We start from the raw sequence: 14,896 nt of genomic DNA on the forward strand, positions 1-14,896 counted from the left end.
GAGCCTCATACGAAACGCCGGGGGCACGAGGGCCTTCAGGACCCCCGTGCCCGCAGTCCGGTACATCCGCCGCCTGCTTTACTGCGGCTGGGCGGCTTTCTTGTTGTGCTTGGCCTTGTTGATCTTCTTGCTCTCGTGGTCCTGGGCCTTCTGGAGGCGTTCGCGCTCCTTCCGGGTCACCTTGCCGTCGGCCTTGGCCTTGTCTTCCATCTTGTCGATGCGGGCCTGGCCCTTTTCGAGGCGCTTGGCCTCCTGGTCGGAAATCTGGCCGGACTTCACGCCCTGATCGATCCGCTTTTCCTGGGCCGCTTGGCGCTTGTCCACGCCGGGCGTCTGGCCGGACTTGGCGGCTGGCTGGGCCGGCGTCGCGGGGGTGGCGGGCGTGGCACCCTGGGCGAAGGCCTGGGACGAAAAGGCGAGGGCGACGGCGACGGCCATACCCTTGGCAACGATCTTCATGGCAGGAATACCTCGATGTCTGAAAACGATTGTCCAGGTCGGACGACGGGAAGCCTGGCGGCCGATTGCGGCAGCATCAAGGCGGCCTTTGGCGCAAAATAGGGGGATGAAGCGATGTCCATGATTTTTCCTTTGCGCTTTGCGGCGGCCCATGGAAGGATTCGCTTGGTATTGGGGTGGATGCCGGGCAGAGTTGCCCTGGAACCGACAGGGAAGAGGCGGATTCATGAATCAGGTTGTTCCCGTTACCGGCGATCGTTCGGTGGCTGTTTTCCACGAAGAGAAGGAGACTCTGGTCACCCTGTACGTGGGTGGGCAGCTGTTCGGCATGCCGGTGCTGAGGGTGCGCGACATCATCATGCCCGAGCGCATTTTTCCGGTTCCTCTGGCGCCCAGGGAGGTCGCCGGATCGATCAATCTGCGCGGCCGCATCGTCACCGTGATCGACATGCGCAGCCGCCTGGGGCTCCCCCCCAAGGAAAAAAAGGAAGGCGCCCAGACCTATTGCGTCACCGTGGACCACGGCGGGGAGCTTTATGGTCTTCTGGTGGACCGGATTGGCGACGTGATGGACCTGTCCCGCGATCTGTACGAAGAAAATTCCTCCACCCTGGGAGCCCACTGGCGGGAATACAGCCTGGGTGTCTTCCGACTGTCCAAGGAGCTTCTGGTCAAGCTGGATATCGACCGGTTCCTCGACTTGAACGGTTGAAGCCCGGCGTTACCGGTCGGTAGGCCAACCGGATAAGGCGGTCCGTTGCCGTTTGCGCGCAACGATGGGGAAAATCGGTCCAGGATCGGGAATGCCGTAGCACGATCATGAAGATACTCGTAGCCGACGACCATGTGTTGTTCCGGAGCGGCATGCGCCATGTGCTGCAGGAACTCGATACCGCCGTCGAGGTCATCGAAGCCGGCAACTTCGAAGCCATCCGGCGCGAGATCGCCGCCCATCCCGACATGGACCTCGCCTTGGTGGATCTGGACATGCCCGGCATGAACGGCTGGTCGGGCGTCAAGGCTCTGTCACAGTCCTTTCCCGATCTGCCTCTGGTGATGGTCTCGGGGTCGGAGACGCCGGAACACGTGCGCCGGGCCTTGGCCAATGGCGCCATGGGCTACATTCCCAAGACTTCGGGTGTCGATGTCATGGTCGCGGCGTTGCGCCTGGTTCTTTCGGGCGGCGTCTACCTGCCGCCCACCCTGCTCGAAGACGAAGCCGGCCCGGTATCGCGTACCGGTACCCTCGCTCTCCGCGGCGGCGGCCCGCACCTGACCCGGCGGCAACTCGACGTCCTGCGCCTGATGGCCGACGGGCGCTCCAACAAGGAAATCGCCCGCTTGCTCGATATCGCCGAGGGAACGGTGAAGATCCACGTTTCGGCGGTCATGGACGCGCTGGGCTGCGCCAACCGCACGGAAGCCGTCACCAGGGCGACCCGGCTGGGCCTGATTTCCCTCGACCAGCCGTCAACTGGCTAGCAGGCGCGTTACCAGCGCCCGCAAGCGGGCGGGGCGCAAGGGCTTGTAGGCCAGATTGAACCCGGCCTGGGTCGCTTCGCGGATGCGGTCCGGATCGGTATCGCCGGTGATGACGACGCCTTTGAGCGGCATTCCCATGCGCCGTCCCAGGTCCTGGATGGCCTGGACCCCTGTCCAGCCGCCCGGCAGCCGGTAGTCCGCGACCACCAGGGCGGGCGGGTCCACCCAATCGGCCGCCAGGGCGAGGGCCTCCTCGGCCGAGGCCGCCGCCGTCGTCCGGCAACCCCAGGAGTCGAGCAAAATCAGCGTCGCCTCGCGGACATTGCGGTCGTCCTCGATGAGCAGGACGCGCGCTCCATCGAGGCGGCTGTCGGTGGTCGGCAGAGCCAGTTCCGGAGGTGGCGGCGCCTCGGCCGGGCCTTGGGCCAGCGGCACGGTCACCGAAAAGCAGGACCCTTTGCCCAGGCGGGAATTCAGCGCCAGCGGATGATCGAGCAGGCGGGTCAGGCGGTCGACGATGGCCAGCCCCAGCCCGAGTCCGCGTTCCCGGTCCCGCTCGGGATTGCCGATCTGATAGAACTCGCGGAAGATGGCGCCCTTCTGGTCGTCGGGAATGCCTTCGCCGGTGTCCCAGACCTGGAGAACCAGACCGCCGGCGCGTCGCCGGCAGCCGATCAGAATGCCGCCTCTGGCCGTATGGCGGATCGCATTGGCGATCAGATTGCGCAGGATGCGGCCCAACAGGCCGCGATCGCTGTCGATGGCGAGCGAGCAGGGCACGACCCGGAACCCGATGCCCTTATCTGCGGCTTGGGGGGTGAATTCGTTGCCGATCTCGTCGAGCAGCGGCCCGATGGCGAACGCGCCGCGGCGGGGCACCAGAACCCCGGCGTCCAGTCGCGAAATATGCAGAAGACTGTTGAGGAGGGTCTCGAAGGCTTCCAGGCTGGCGACGAGTTGGCGGACGATGTCCAGGGTCTCGGGATCGAGGGGGCGCTTGAGCAGCGAGCCGGCGAACAGGCCGATGGCATGCACGGGCTGGCGCAGGTCGTGGCTGGCGGCGGCGAGGAACTTGGACTTGGCGGCATTGGCCCGTTCGGCTTCCGCCTTGGCTTCGAGAAGGCTGCGCTCGGCCAGTTTGCGCTCGGTGAGGTCGCGGATGATGCCCTGGGCGACGATGCGCCCGCCGTACTCCACCAGACGAGCGTTGATCTCGACCGGAAAAAGGGTGCCGTCCTGGCGTCGGTGGACCTGTTCGAACAGGGTCCAGCCCTGGGCCCGGACTTGGCGCATCACCTGCTTCAGCTTTTCCCGGCTCCCGGCCGCGGTGATCTCGGCAACCGTCATGCCGAGCAGTTCCTCTCGGCCGTATCCCAGTTGCCGGGCCCCGTGCTCGTTGATATCCAGCAGGCGCCCGCTTTCCAGATCGGCAATGAAGATGGCGTCGCCCGCGTATTCGAACAGGTTGCGGAACATGCGTTCGGATTCCGGTCGCGTGCATTCCGTCTGGCAGCGCTCCGTGACGTCGATGCCGGAAGCGAGAAGGGCGGTCGGTCGGCCATTCGCGTCCCGGCTGACGGCATGCTGCCAGGCGACGGTGCGGCAGGCCCCGGCCGCGGTCTGGACGTCATATTGATCGGCGGCCGTCGCGGAATGTCCGGCCAGCAGGCGGGCATGAGCCTCGCGGACGCCGACGCGCACCGCCTCGGGCAGGAAGTCCTCGACCCAGGGCCGCCCCAGAATCCGGTCCTCGGGCATCCCCAGGATTTCGCAGCCCCGCCGGTTGATGGCCGCCACCCGGCCGTCGGGGGCGAGATCCAGGATCATCGCCTGGCAAAGGGCCAGGTATTCGGCAACACGCTCCTGTCGGGACCGAAGATCCGCCACCTCGGCCCGCAGGTCCGGGGCATCCCCGCTCCCTCCCCGGAGGCCGCCGGCCAGCCGCCCCAGGTAGGCGGCCAGGCGATTCCGTTGCTTCCGGGGCGGGGGGCGATGGGTCATGAACGGGGGCTCTCCGGCTCCCATTGTCGCGATGCCGGGCTCCGCGGGCAACAGCGTTGTTGCGGTCTGAATTTTCCCGGTGCCCCATCGGATCGGCTTGTCGCTCCAGGCACGCATATCATGGCTGGGGTTCGGCGGAGGAAAGCTACTCCTTCAGATCTTCCCACAGCTCCTTGACCTTGGAGAAGAAGCCAGCGGATTCGGGGCTGTGGCCGCTGCTTTCGGATTCGAATTCCCGCAGCAGTTCCTGTTGGCGCTTGGTGAGGTTGACCGGAGTTTCCACGGTCGCCTGGACGAACATGTCACCCCGGGCCTCCGAGCGCAGCACCGTCATGCCCTTGTTCTTCAGGCGGAACTGGTGGCCGGTCTGGGTGCCGGCGGGGATGGTGATCTTGGCGCGGCTGCCGTCCACGACGGGCACCTCGATGGCGCCGCCCAAGGCGGCCGTGGCCATGGGAATGGGGACACGGCAATAGACGTTGGCGCCGTCCCGCTGGAAGATGCGGTGCGGCTTGACGGTAAGGAAGATGTAAAGATCGCCCGCCGCCGCGCCGCGCAGCCCCGCCTCGCCCTCGCCTGCCAGACGGATGCGCGTACCGTCCTCGACCCCGGCCGGGATGGTGACGTTGAGCTGTTTTTCCTTCTGCACCCGGCCCGAGCCGGCGCAGTTGCGGCAGGGTTCGCGGATCGTCTGGCCGGTGCCCTGGCAAGCCGGGCAGGTGCGTTCCACGGTGAAGAATCCCGACTGGGCGCGCACCCGGCCATGGCCGTGGCATGCGGTGCAGGTCGCCGGCGGCTGGCCGCCGGCCGAGCCGGTGCCGTTGCAGGCCTCGCAGGCGACGCCGGTGGGAACGCTGACCGCAGCCTTCTTGCCGTGGTAGGCGTCCTCCAGCGAGATTTCCATGTTGTAACGCAGATCGCTGCCGCGGCCCCGGTTGGCCTGCGGGCCGTGTCCGCGCGCGCCCCCCATGAATTCGCCGAACATTTCCTCGAAGATATCGGCGAAGCCGGCGCCGAATTCCGATCCGAATCCGCCTGGCCCGCCGCCGGGACCACGCCCTGCGCCCTGTTCGAAGGCGGCGGGTCCGAAGCGGTCGTAGGCCGCCCGCTTTTCCTCGTCCTTTAGGATTTCGTAGGCGGCCCCGATTTCCTTGAACTTCTTCTCGGCTTCCTTATCGCCCGGATTACGATCCGGGTGGTACTGCATGGCCAGCTTGCGGTAGGCCTTCTTGATCTCGTCCGCGCTGGCTTTGCGGCCGACACCCAGCAGCTCGTAAAGATCGATCGCCATTACCTACCGCCCCCCCCGGCCGAGGAAGCGCCGAGGGAGACCTCAGCGCTTCTTGTCTTTGTTGGGGTCCACTTCCTCGAAGTCGGCATCCACCACTTTCGAGTCGCCGGCCGCCTCGTTCCCGCCGGCCTGGGGTCCCGCCTCGGGAGCGGCGCCTTCGGCCTGGGTCGCCTTGTACATGGCCTCGCCCAGCTTCATGGCCGCCTGGCCCAGGGTTTCGGTGCGCGCCTTGATCTCCTCGGCGTCTTCCTTGTCCATGACCTCACGCAGCGCCTTGATGGCCTCCTCGATGGCCGCCTTCTCGGCGGTGCCGACCTTGTCGCCGTATTCCTTCAGGTTGCGTTCCGAGGTATGGACCAAGGCTTCGGCATGGTTGCGGGCCTCGACCACGTCGCGGCGCTTCTTGTCGTCCTCGCGGTGCTTGTCCGCCTCCTTGACCATGCGGTCGATGTCGGCGTCCGACAGGCCGCCCGACGCCTGGATGCGGATCTGCTGTTCCTTGCCGGTGGCCTTGTCCTTGGCCGACACGTTGACGATGCCGTTGGCATCGATGTCGAAGGTGACTTCCACCTGCGGCACGCCGCGCGGCGCCGGCGGGATGCCCACCAGGTCGAACTGGCCCAGCAGCTTGTTGTCGGCCGCCATCTCGCGTTCGCCCTGGAAGACCCGGATGGTCACCGCCGACTGGTTGTCCTCGGCGGTCGAGAAGACCTGGCTCTTGCGGGTGGGGATGGTGGTGTTGCGGTCGATCAGGCGGGTGAAGACGCCGCCCAGGGTCTCGATGCCGAGCGAAAGCGGCGTGACGTCCAGCAAAAGGACGTCCTTGACCTCGCCCTTCAGCACCGCGCCCTGGATCGCGGCGCCGATGGCGACCACCTCGTCCGGGTTGACGCCCTTGTGGGGTTCGCGGCCGAAGAATTCCTTCACCGTCTGCACCACCTTGGGCATGCGGGTCATGCCGCCCACCAGGATCACCTCGTCGATCTGGCCGGCCGTGATGCCGGCGTCCTTGAGGGCCTGCTGGCAGGGCTTGATGGTGCGCTGGAGCAGGTCGTCGACCAGAGCCTCCAGCTTGGCGCGGGTGAGCTTGATGTTGAGGTGCTTGGGGCCCGAGGCGTCGGCGGTGATGAAGGGCAGGTTGACCTCGGTCTGCACGGCGGACGACAGTTCGATCTTGGCCTTCTCGCCTTCTTCCTTCAAGCGCTGCAGGGCCAAGCGGTCGTTGCGCAGGTCGATGCCGTGGTCCTTCTTGAACTCGTCGGCCAGGTAGTCGACGATGCGCTTGTCGAAGTCCTCGCCGCCCAGGAAGGTGTCGCCGTTGGTCGACTTCACCTCGAAGACGCCGTCGCCGATCTCCAGTACCGAGATATCGAAGGTGCCGCCGCCTAAGTCGTAGACGGCGATGGTGCCGGTTTCCTTCTTGTCCAGGCCATAGGCGAGCGCCGCCGCGGTGGGCTCGTTGATGATGCGCAGCACCTCCAGGCCGGCGATCTTGCCGGCGTCCTTGGTGGCCTGGCGCTGGGAATCGTTGAAGTAGGCCGGCACGGTGATGACCGCCTGGGTGACCTTTTCGCCCAGGAAGCTTTCGGCGGTTTCCTTCATCTTCTGCAGGATGAAGGCGGAAACCTGCGACGGGCTGTACTTCTTGCCGTCCGCCTCGACCCAGGCGTCGCCGTTGTCGCCGCGCACGATATGGTAGGGCACCAGCCCCATGTCCTTCTTGGTCAGCGGATCGTCGAAGCGACGGCCGATCAGGCGCTTGATGGCGAACAGCGTGCGTTCGGGATTGGTCACCGCCTGCCGTTTGGCGGGCTGGCCGGCCAAGCGCTCGCCCGAGTCGGTGAAGGCGATGATGGACGGCGTGGTCCGTTGGCCTTCGGCGTTCTCGATGACCTTGGTGTCGCGGCCTTCCATGATGGCCACGCAGGAGTTGGTCGTCCCGAGGTCGATCCCGATAACCTTGCTCATGACATCCCTGTTCCTTCTCTCGGCAAATTCCGGACTGGCGCCCTAGCGCGGAGCCTGGCGTTATATAAGCCTGTGATTCGGGGTCCGCAACGGGGCTGGACGCTAAAGGCGCAAGACCGCGTGGCGGGCTTCGACGACGGCGCGGAAGCCGGGCTCGGTCCGCGCCCAGTCCAGGAGATCGACGCGAAACGGCAGGTCGGATTCGTCGAAGGCCTCGTCCAAGGTCTCGAGCAGGACCGGGGCCAGGGGCTCCTCGCCCAGAATGGCCAGGTCGAGGTCGGCGTAAGGCTTGGCCCCGGATGCGGCTCGCGAGCCGAAGACCCAGACCTCGCGGCCCGGCAGATGGCGGCGCAAGATGTCGCGCACCAATTCCAGATGGTCGGGGCGGAGGTCAATCATCGATGGCCCCCAGACGGTTCAGGAGATGCCGGGCGTCTTCCGCGAAGCGGTCCAGGATGCCGGCGACGAGTTGGGCTTCCCGGGCGTTGTAGGTGTGGCTGGTCAGGTTGCGTTTGGCCAGATAATCGAACCAGGATTCCACGTCCCGCACCAGACCCCGCTCGCCCCCGATCCAGAACAGCCGGCGCTTGCTGTAGCCATCCACCTCACCGGCATCGGCCAGATCCATTTCCAGACGCCGCTTGAGAAGCTTCCAGCAAAGCTCGAAGCTGTACTCGAAACGCTGGATGCGGGCGTCGCGCAATTCTTCGTCTCCGGGGGCCCCGCGAAAGCGCACCAAGCCCCGGTCCAAACTGGCCAAAGCTTTTTCCAGGGGTTCGAGGTACAAGGTCATGCCTTTCCTTATAGCAGATTTCCGCCATGATCGTCTCCGCCAGCTACAGGACCGACATCCCGGCCTTCTACGGCCCCTGGCTGATGAAGCGACTGCAGGCCGGCTTCTGCCGAACCGCCAGCCCTTACGGCGGTCCGCCCGCCACCGTCGACCTGAGCCCGGCCGCGGTGGACGGCTTCGTCTTCTGGACTCGCAACCTGGGGCCCTTCTTGCCCAACTTGGCGGCTATTCGCGCCGCTTGGCCCTTCGTCGTCCAGTATACGATTACCGGCTATCCGCGGGCGCTGGATGCCGCCACCATCGATCCCGATGCCGCCGTCGCCCACCTGCACGATGTCGCCCGTGCCTTCGGGCCCAGGGCTGGCGTCTGGCGCTACGACCCCATCGTCTTCACCTCCCTGACGCCGCCCGAATGGCATCGCGCCACCTTCGCCCGCCTGGCCGGGAAATTGGGGGGCGCGGTCGACGAGGTGGTCGTCTCGGTCGCCCAGATCTATCGCAAGACGGCACGCAACCTGGGGGCGGCGGCCAAGGTCCACGGTTTCGAGTGGTGGGACCCGCCCGCCGGGGAGAAGCAGGCCTTGCTGCGGGACTTGGCGGGCATCGCGGCGGAAGAAGGCCTTCGGCTCGCCGTCTGCGCCCAGCCCGACCTGCTGGCCGAAGGAGTCGGGGCGGCAGCCTGCATCGATCTTCGCCGCCTGAGCGATCTGGCCGGCCGCGATCTGGCAGTACCGCGCAAGCCCCATCGGCCCGACTGCGGCTGTTGGGCCTCGCGGGACATCGGTTCCTACGACAGTTGCCCGCAAGGCTGCGCCTACTGCTACGCGGTCGGCGGCCGTGCCGCCGCCAAGACGCGCCTCGCCGCTCACGATCCGGATGGGGAGTTTTGCGGATGACAGGCGTAGAGACTCCGTTAACCATTCGGGTCTATGCTCGCCCCCATGACCGAAGCGCCGACCCTCAATCCCCAGGCCTTGACGGCCCAACTGGCCCGCGACGGAAGCAGCCTGAAAACGGCGCGCGAGGCCCGGAGCCGGGCCGCCGTGACCCAGTCCGATGATTCTCCGGCCTTGCGCGGCGCGCTGGGGCGGCTGGACCGGGTCTTGCGAGGAGGCGCGCCGCCGCGCACCGACGTTCCCCGCGGCTACTATGTGAACATCCAGGTATGAAGTACGTCGCCCTTGCGATCGCCGCCCTGCTGACCGCCGGCTTGCCGGCGACGGCGGCCGACCTGCGCGTACGCATCGTCGATCTGCGCTCGACGGAAGGCGAGGTGCACATCGCCCTTTACGACTCGGCGGCCCGCTTCCCTAAACCCGACGGCCTCAAGGAAGACACGGTCCTGAAGGCCGATGGCGGCGGCGTGACCGCCGTGTTCCGCGATCTGTCCCCCGGCGTCTATGCGGCCGCCACCTATCACGACGAGAACGGCAACGGGCAGTTCGACCAGGGAATGCTGGGCCTGCCGCTCGAAGGCTACGCCTTCAGCAACGACGTCCAGCCGATCCTCGCGGCCCCCGATTTCCGTTCGGCCTCGGTGCCGCTGCCCGAACAGGGCACGGAAATCGTCATCCGCATGCGCTACTGACGCATACCTCCCAGCAAAAATACCGCCTTTTTTTCGACCTCGAACGGCGTCATATTGGATACGGGGCTGACATGGGGGCATGGCATGGGTGACTATGATCTTTCGGGACTGAAGGTGCTTCTGGTCGAGAAGCACGCCTATATGCGCCGGATCATCCACGATATCCTGAAGACCTTCGGCATCACCGCGGTGCGCGAGGCGAGCAGCCATGACGCCGCCTACGCGATGTTCAAGGATCAGCCGCCCGATCTGGTGCTGACCGACTGGTCGCCCGGCCTGGACGGCCTGCGGCTGGTGCGCCTGATCCGCACCGATCTGGTCTCGCCCGACCCCTACGTGCCGATCATCGTGGTGACCGCCAATACGGAGATTCGCCACGTCATCGCCGCTCGCGATGCCGGGATGACCGAGTACCTGGCCAAGCCGATCACCGCCAAGTTCCTTTATGCCCGTATCCGCTCGATCATCGAGCGGCAGCGCGTCTTCATCCGTTCGCAGGAATTCTTCGGGCCCGATCGGCGGCGGCGGCGTGCCGACCACGGGGGCCCCGAGCGCCGGTCCCATCGTAACGTGGCGGGCATGGAACGCCGCCAGCGGGAGCTTCCCCACCCAGGTTCCGAGCGCCGCCAGGGCTATCCGGGCTACCGGCCGCCGGACTGGCGGGAGGATGGCCGCGGCCAGAGTCCGGCGAGGGATTGGTAGCGGCTTCCTAATCAAGTCCCATCAGGGCGCGGGCGAAGGCGCGGGCCTCGAAGGGCCGCAGATCGTCGGCCCCTTCCCCGACGCCGACCGCATGGACGGGCAGTCCGAACTTATCGGCCAGGGCGACCACCACACCGCCCTTGGCCGAACCGTCCAGCTTGGTCATCACCAGCCCGGTGACCTGCACCATGTCGCGGAAGGCTTCGACCTGACTGTGGGCGTTCTGGCCTACCGTAGCGTCCAGCACCAGCAAGGTGTCGTGGGGAATGCCGTCGTCGATCTTCTTCAGCACCCGGACGACTTTCTTCAGTTCGTCCATCAGGCCGGCCTTGTTCTGCAGGCGCCCGGCGGTGTCGATCAGCAGCACCTCGATGCCTTCCGCCTTGGCCCGCTGGAAAGCGTCGAATGCCAGCCCGGCGGCATCGGCGCCGGTTTCGCGGGACAGCACCGGGCAGCCGGTCCGTTCGCCCCAGATCTTCAGTTGTTCGACGGCGGCGGCGCGGAAGGTGTCGCCGGCCACCAGCATCACGCTACGCCCTTCGTCTTTGAACTGCTTGGCCAGCTTGCCGATGGTGGTGGTCTTGCCGCTGCCGTTCACTCCGCAGACCAGCACCACCTGGGGTTTGCGCGTGGGATCGATGGTCAGCGGTCGGGCGACGGGGGCGAGCAGGATTTCCGCCTCGCCGGCCAGGGCCTCCAGAACCTCCAGGGTATCCACCTCGCGCTCGAAGCGGCTGCGGGCCAAGCCTTTCACCAGGCTGGCCGCCGTCGCCACGCCCAGGTCGGCGCCGATCAACAACTCCTCCAATTCGTCCAGGGCGGTCTGATCCAGGCGCCGCTTGGTGAAGACCCCGGCGATGCCCCCGGCCAGCTTGGACGAGGTCTTGCCCAGCCCCGACTTCAGACGCGAGAACCAACCGTTCATGCCGCCTCCGCGATCAGTTCGCCGTCGGCGGTTCCGGCCAGGCGCACCCGCGCCAGGCGGCCCGCGGCCAAACCGGAGGGCAGGCGCACGGTCGCATACCAGGGGCAGCGGCCGATCCCTTCTTCTTCCACCAGGACCTCGACGGTTTCGCCGACCCGCCCGGCCAACCAGCGGGCCAATCGGGCCTCGCCGGCGGCGCGCAGACGGGCCGCGCGTTCCTTGCGCACCGCTTTCGGCACCTGGGGCATGCGAGCGGCCGGCGTGCCCTCGCGGGCGGAAAAGGGAAAGACGTGCAGGAACTGTAGGCCGAATTCCTCGACGAAGGCGAGGGTATTGGCGAACATGGCTTCGTCTTCGGTGGGGAAGCCGGCGATCAGGTCGGCGCCCAAGGAGACGTCGGGCCGGGCGGCGCGCGCCCGGCACACGGCCTCGGCCGCCTGGCTGCGGGTATGGCGGCGCTTCATGCGCTTGAGCACCAGATCGTCGCAAGCCTGCAGGCTCAGGTGCAGGTGGGGCATGAAGCGAGGTTCCTCGGCCAGCAGGCGGAAGATCTCCGGGTCCAGGGCCGCCGGGTCCTGGGAGGTGAGCCGCAGCCGCGCCAGGCCGGGAACCCGTTCCAGGATCAAGCGGGCCAGCCCGCCCAGGCTGGGCAGGCCGGACCGGTCCGTCCCAAAGGACGAGGCGTCGACCCCGGTGAGCGCGATTTCCAGATAGCCGTTTTCCACCAGGGTCCGCGCCTGGGCGACGATGGCCTCGGGCTCCAGGCTGCGGTTGGGGCCGCGGGCAAACGGCACGACGCAGAAGGTGCAGCGATGATCGCAGCCCTGCTGCACCTGGACGAAAGCCCGTGAGCGGCCCTCGAAGCCGGCGATCAGCGGGGCCTCGGTTTCGTTCCCCCGCATGATGTCGGAAACGGCTATCTCGCCGTCGCCGCGCAACAAGCCGGCGTCCAGCTTTTCCGCGTTGCCGAGCACCCGGTCGACTTCCGGCATTTCGGCGAAACGCTCGGGATGAAGCTGGGCGGCGCAGCCGGTAACCAGGATGCGGACGCCCGGCCGTTCGCGGCGCAGGCGGCGGATGCATTGGCGGGCCTGGCGCTCGGCCTCGGCGGTCACCGCGCAGGTGTTGACGATCACCGTGTCGGCCAAGCCCTCGCCCAACTGGCGCATGACCTCGGATTCGAAGGTGTTGAGCCGGCAGCCCAGGGTGACGATCTCGGGGCCGGTCATGGCGAAGCGTCCTCTTTGGCCCGGAGGCGCTCGATCATCGACGATACCGCGGCGGCAAGGGGAGGGAGATCCCTTTTGACGGTTGTCCAAATTTCGTGATCGATTACCTGGGTGTAAGCATGGCGCAGAACGTTGCCGATATCGGCTACGCCGCGCCAGTCGATTTCCGGGCGGGTCTCCTTGAATTCGTGGGGAATATGGCGCGAGGCTTCGGACAAGCGCTCCATATTGCGTTCGACGGCATCCCGGACGAGACGGTTGGCGCGGTAGGCGCCCAGATCCAGGCCTGTCACGAAGCCTTCGATGGCCGAGATGGCATCGAGGATGTGTTCCAACCGTTCGAGAGCCCGCAAGCGGTCCATCAGAAGACTTCCACCCGTTCCGAAGCCACCCGGTTGCGGAATCCCGGCGCGAGGTGGGCGGCTACGACGACATCCGTTTCCTTGCCGAGGATATCGCGAAGAAACACCCGAAGGCTGGCGTGGTCCACCAGGGAAAAATCCGAGGGATCGGCGATATCCACGACCACGTCGATATCGCTTTCCGGCTTGCTGTCCCCGCGCGCCGCCGATCCGAAGAGTCCGAGGTGGGTTACCCCCCTGGCCATGAGCGGCCCCTGGTGGCGCCTGAGAATTTCGACGATGGCCTCGCAGGTCATGGCAGCAGGCTTTCGTCCAGCTCGCCCCGGTAGGCGACCGCAGCCGGGCCGGTCATCAGCACGTGGCCGTCGGGCAGCCATTCGATGGCCAGGGTCCCGCCGTCCAGCACCACGTCGGCCTTGCGGCCCGTCAGGCCCCGCCGGGCCGCCGCCACCAGGGTGGCGCAGGCGCCGGTGCCGCAGGCCCGGGTGATGCCGGCGCCCCGTTCCCAGACCCGCATGCGGATGGCACCCGGCGACAGGACCTGCGCCGCCTCGATGTTGGCGAATTGGGGGAAGAGGGCGTGGGTCTCCAGGCAGGGGCCGTGCTCCGCCAGGTCCACGGCCTGGACATCGGGAACGAAGAACACCGCGTGGGGATTGCCCATGCTCACTCCCACCGGGTCCTGCAAGGGGCCCGCGCCGATGCCCAGGTGCAAGGTGTCGCGGGCTTCCGACAAGGGAATGTCGCGCCAGTCCAGGCGCGCCGGCCCCATGTCGACGCCGACCAGGCCATCCTCGCGAACCTCGCAATCCAGAAGACCGACCACGGTCTCGACCAGGACCTCGCGCCGTCCGGTTTCCGCCATGACCAGCCAAGCCACGCAGCGCGTCGCGTTGCCGCAGGCCCCCGCTTCCGAGCCGTCGGCGTTGTAGATGCGCATGAACAGGTCGGCCTGGGTGTCCCTGGCCGGCTCCAGCACGATCAACTGGTCGCAGCCGACGCCGGTATGGCGGTCGGCGACGGCCTGGATTTGGGCGGGCGCGAATCCGCCGCCGCCTGCGCGGCGGTCGAAAACCGCGAAGTCGTTGCCGAGACCGTGCATCTTGACGAAGGACCGGATGCCCATGGCCCGATTCTTACGACCCCGCCCCCCCGCGAGTCCACAGGAAAGCCTGCATGTGGAAGCGGGCCTGGGCCGGCGGATGGATGTGGGCGCGGCCCACGGGGCAGGCGCGCCGCGCCCGGCAGCCCCATTCGCGGCATTCGACGCCCTGCATCTCCCTCAGATGGCTGAGGCAGGCCGGAATGTCGTAGCCCCCGTTCCGGAAGGCCGCGACGGGGCAGGCATGAAGACAGGGCCTGTCGGGACAGGCGTCGCAAGCGTGATCGGGCCGCGGCGGCGGGGGCAGGTCCCGTCGTTCGGCAAAGGCCAGGGCGCCCCGCCAGGACAGCCAGAGACCATGTTCGGGATGGATCAGCAGGCCCAGCGGCGAAGGTTTAAGGCCCAAGGCCTCCATGGCCCACCGCTGAAAGGGTAGCCAGGGCGGTCCCTCGAAGGGATAAAGCGCCGTCGCCCCGACCTGGCGGGCCACCCCGTCGATGACGCGGCGCGACCAGGCGTCCAGGGGGTCGGATTCGTCGCGGCGGGCGCCTTCGAAGGCGGCCCAGAAGGAATTCCCCACCCCGCCCACCAGCACCAGCGTGCCCGGCGCGCCGGGAACCCCGTCGTCGGGCCCGGGATGGAAGGCGCCCAAGGGTGACAGTCCGTGGGCGGCAAGCGGCGCGGCGAAATCCATGCCCTAGATTGGGCTTGAACAGGGCCGCCAGATGGACTCGGGTTCGGGGATCGGCGATTTCGTTGAACAGGCGGAGCAGCTCGCGGCCTTCCGGTGTCGTCAGGGGGTTCGGTCGGTCGCTCGACTCCTGGCTGGGAAACAGGCTGTCGATGGAAATGTCGAAGCAGCGCGACAGGCCCAGCAGTTCGTGTGGCGTGAAGGAACCGGAACGGCCGGCCTCGCCTTTGCGCACCCGCTCTTCGGTCGCTTCCAGGTTGGCCGCCAGGGCGGCACGGGACAGGCCTTTCTCGCCGCGCAAGC

19 protein-coding genes are annotated in these 14,896 nt (G+C 67.2%); 7 read left to right on the top strand and 12 right to left on the bottom strand.

Annotated features, from left to right (window positions below; genetic code table 11):
• Window positions 1-78 precede the first annotated feature (78 nt).
• On the bottom strand, window positions 79-459 hold the full coding sequence (locus tag H7841_09870) for a hypothetical protein (protein MEO5337187.1): 381 nt from the start codon (window positions 457-459) through the stop codon (window positions 79-81).
• Window positions 460-685: 226 nt separating this feature from the next.
• Between H7841_09870 and H7841_09875 the strand changes: the two genes are divergently transcribed.
• Window positions 686-1,171, top strand: a complete 486-nt coding sequence (locus tag H7841_09875) for a chemotaxis protein CheW (protein ID MEO5337188.1) — start codon at window positions 686-688, stop codon at window positions 1,169-1,171.
• 107 nt (window positions 1,172-1,278) lie between these two features.
• Window positions 1,279-1,941: a response regulator transcription factor gene (locus H7841_09880; GenBank protein MEO5337189.1), complete on the top strand. Its 663-nt coding sequence runs from the start codon at window positions 1,279-1,281 to the stop codon at window positions 1,939-1,941.
• Here H7841_09880 and H7841_09885 read toward each other — a convergent pair.
• The 5 genes from H7841_09885 to H7841_09905 all read right to left on the bottom strand — a co-directional run bounded on the left by H7841_09885 (window position 1,930) and on the right by H7841_09905 (window position 7,994).
• Complete coding sequence (locus H7841_09885) at window positions 1,930-3,942, bottom strand: PAS domain S-box protein (GenBank protein MEO5337190.1); 2,013 nt, start codon at window positions 3,940-3,942, stop codon at window positions 1,930-1,932. The genes H7841_09880 and H7841_09885 overlap by 12 nt on opposite strands.
• A 145-nt stretch (window positions 3,943-4,087) precedes the next feature.
• Window positions 4,088-5,233, bottom strand: a complete 1,146-nt coding sequence (dnaJ, locus tag H7841_09890; GenBank protein ID MEO5337191.1) for a molecular chaperone DnaJ — start codon at window positions 5,231-5,233, stop codon at window positions 4,088-4,090.
• 42 nt (window positions 5,234-5,275) lie between these two features.
• Window positions 5,276-7,201, bottom strand: a complete 1,926-nt coding sequence (gene dnaK, locus H7841_09895; protein MEO5337192.1) for a molecular chaperone DnaK — start codon at window positions 7,199-7,201, stop codon at window positions 5,276-5,278.
• A 102-nt stretch (window positions 7,202-7,303) separates the two neighbouring features.
• On the bottom strand, window positions 7,304-7,600 hold the full coding sequence (locus H7841_09900) for a nucleotidyltransferase domain-containing protein (protein ID MEO5337193.1): 297 nt from the start codon (window positions 7,598-7,600) through the stop codon (window positions 7,304-7,306).
• A complete protein-coding gene (locus tag H7841_09905; GenBank protein ID MEO5337194.1) occupies window positions 7,593-7,994 on the bottom strand; it encodes a nucleotidyltransferase substrate binding protein in 402 nt (133 codons plus the stop codon). Before H7841_09905 ends, H7841_09900 begins: the two co-directional genes overlap by 8 nt.
• A gap of 26 nt (window positions 7,995-8,020) precedes the next feature.
• Between H7841_09905 and H7841_09910 the strand changes: the two genes are divergently transcribed.
• From H7841_09910 to H7841_09925, 4 genes are all read left to right on the top strand, one after another.
• Window positions 8,021-8,890 carry a DUF1848 domain-containing protein gene (locus tag H7841_09910; protein MEO5337195.1) on the top strand — a complete coding sequence of 290 codons (870 nt, stop codon included), beginning with the start codon at window positions 8,021-8,023 and terminating at the stop codon, window positions 8,888-8,890.
• Between the two features lie 45 nt (window positions 8,891-8,935).
• Window positions 8,936-9,163 (top strand): hypothetical protein, encoded by a 228-nt coding sequence (locus tag H7841_09915; protein MEO5337196.1) that lies wholly within the window; start codon window positions 8,936-8,938, stop codon window positions 9,161-9,163.
• Window positions 9,160-9,582, top strand: coding sequence for a DUF2141 domain-containing protein (locus tag H7841_09920; protein ID MEO5337197.1), 423 nt, complete (start codon window positions 9,160-9,162; stop codon window positions 9,580-9,582). Before H7841_09915 ends, H7841_09920 begins: the two co-directional genes overlap by 4 nt.
• An 84-nt stretch (window positions 9,583-9,666) precedes the next feature.
• Window positions 9,667-10,284: a response regulator gene (locus H7841_09925; protein MEO5337198.1), complete on the top strand. Its 618-nt coding sequence runs from the start codon at window positions 9,667-9,669 to the stop codon at window positions 10,282-10,284.
• 7 nt (window positions 10,285-10,291) lie between these two features.
• On the opposite strand, the gene ftsY is transcribed toward H7841_09925, so the two are convergent.
• The 6 genes from ftsY to H7841_09955 are packed head-to-tail and all read right to left on the bottom strand — an operon-like array spanning window position 10,292 to window position 14,596.
• Window positions 10,292-11,209 (bottom strand): signal recognition particle-docking protein FtsY, encoded by a 918-nt coding sequence (ftsY, locus tag H7841_09930; protein MEO5337199.1) that lies wholly within the window; start codon window positions 11,207-11,209, stop codon window positions 10,292-10,294.
• A complete protein-coding gene (gene mtaB / locus H7841_09935) occupies window positions 11,206-12,438 on the bottom strand; it encodes a tRNA (N(6)-L-threonylcarbamoyladenosine(37)-C(2))-methylthiotransferase MtaB (protein ID MEO5337200.1) in 1,233 nt (410 codons plus the stop codon). Before mtaB ends, ftsY begins: the two co-directional genes overlap by 4 nt.
• Complete coding sequence (locus H7841_09940) at window positions 12,435-12,800, bottom strand: DUF86 domain-containing protein (GenBank protein MEO5337201.1); 366 nt, start codon at window positions 12,798-12,800, stop codon at window positions 12,435-12,437. The genes mtaB and H7841_09940 overlap by 4 nt, the downstream gene beginning before the upstream one ends.
• A complete protein-coding gene (locus tag H7841_09945) occupies window positions 12,800-13,096 on the bottom strand; it encodes a nucleotidyltransferase domain-containing protein (protein MEO5337202.1) in 297 nt (98 codons plus the stop codon). The genes H7841_09940 and H7841_09945 overlap by 1 nt, the downstream gene beginning before the upstream one ends.
• A complete protein-coding gene (gene dapF, locus H7841_09950) occupies window positions 13,093-13,926 on the bottom strand; it encodes a diaminopimelate epimerase (GenBank protein ID MEO5337203.1) in 834 nt (277 codons plus the stop codon). Before dapF ends, H7841_09945 begins: the two co-directional genes overlap by 4 nt.
• Window positions 13,927-13,936: 10 nt before the next feature.
• Entirely contained in the window at window positions 13,937-14,596 is a 660-nt protein-coding gene (locus H7841_09955; GenBank protein MEO5337204.1) for a ferredoxin, read from the bottom strand.
• 31 nt (window positions 14,597-14,627) lie between these two features.
• Between H7841_09955 and H7841_09960 the strand changes: the two genes are divergently transcribed.
• The coding region (locus H7841_09960) for a hypothetical protein (GenBank protein MEO5337205.1) at window positions 14,628-14,896 on the top strand (269 nt) is incomplete at its 3' end.

This window comes from Magnetospirillum sp. WYHS-4, assembly GCA_039908345.1.
Lineage (GTDB): Bacteria > Pseudomonadota > Alphaproteobacteria > Rhodospirillales > GLO-3 > JAMOBD01.

What these genes read in the sequence shown, in the direction of transcription:
- H7841_09875 (MEO5337188.1), top strand. Translation starts at nt 686, where the DNA reads ATGAATCAGGTTGTTCCCGTTACCGGCGATCGTTCGGTGGCTGTTTTC.
- mtaB (MEO5337200.1), bottom strand. Translation starts at nt 12,438, where the DNA reads ATGACCGGCCCCGAGATCGTCACCCTGGGCTGCCGGCTCAACACCTTC.
- H7841_09925 (MEO5337198.1), top strand. Translation starts at nt 9,667, where the DNA reads ATGGGTGACTATGATCTTTCGGGACTGAAGGTGCTTCTGGTCGAGAAG.
- H7841_09945 (MEO5337202.1), bottom strand. Translation starts at nt 13,096, where the DNA reads ATGACCTGCGAGGCCATCGTCGAAATTCTCAGGCGCCACCAGGGGCCG.
- H7841_09940 (MEO5337201.1), bottom strand. Translation starts at nt 12,800, where the DNA reads ATGGACCGCTTGCGGGCTCTCGAACGGTTGGAACACATCCTCGATGCC.
- H7841_09880 (MEO5337189.1), top strand. Translation starts at nt 1,279, where the DNA reads ATGAAGATACTCGTAGCCGACGACCATGTGTTGTTCCGGAGCGGCATG.
- dnaJ (MEO5337191.1), bottom strand. Translation starts at nt 5,233, where the DNA reads ATGGCGATCGATCTTTACGAGCTGCTGGGTGTCGGCCGCAAAGCCAGC.
- dnaK (MEO5337192.1), bottom strand. Translation starts at nt 7,201, where the DNA reads ATGAGCAAGGTTATCGGGATCGACCTCGGGACGACCAACTCCTGCGTG.
- dapF (MEO5337203.1), bottom strand. Translation starts at nt 13,926, where the DNA reads ATGGGCATCCGGTCCTTCGTCAAGATGCACGGTCTCGGCAACGACTTC.
- H7841_09910 (MEO5337195.1), top strand. Translation starts at nt 8,021, where the DNA reads ATGATCGTCTCCGCCAGCTACAGGACCGACATCCCGGCCTTCTACGGC.
- H7841_09870 (MEO5337187.1), bottom strand. Translation starts at nt 459, where the DNA reads ATGAAGATCGTTGCCAAGGGTATGGCCGTCGCCGTCGCCCTCGCCTTT.
- ftsY (MEO5337199.1), bottom strand. Translation starts at nt 11,209, where the DNA reads ATGAACGGTTGGTTCTCGCGTCTGAAGTCGGGGCTGGGCAAGACCTCG.
- H7841_09900 (MEO5337193.1), bottom strand. Translation starts at nt 7,600, where the DNA reads ATGATTGACCTCCGCCCCGACCATCTGGAATTGGTGCGCGACATCTTG.
- H7841_09920 (MEO5337197.1), top strand. Translation starts at nt 9,160, where the DNA reads ATGAAGTACGTCGCCCTTGCGATCGCCGCCCTGCTGACCGCCGGCTTG.
- H7841_09955 (MEO5337204.1), bottom strand. Translation starts at nt 14,596, where the DNA reads ATGGATTTCGCCGCGCCGCTTGCCGCCCACGGACTGTCACCCTTGGGC.
- H7841_09885 (MEO5337190.1), bottom strand. Translation starts at nt 3,942, where the DNA reads ATGACCCATCGCCCCCCGCCCCGGAAGCAACGGAATCGCCTGGCCGCC.
- H7841_09905 (MEO5337194.1), bottom strand. Translation starts at nt 7,994, where the DNA reads ATGACCTTGTACCTCGAACCCCTGGAAAAAGCTTTGGCCAGTTTGGAC.
- H7841_09915 (MEO5337196.1), top strand. Translation starts at nt 8,936, where the DNA reads ATGACCGAAGCGCCGACCCTCAATCCCCAGGCCTTGACGGCCCAACTG.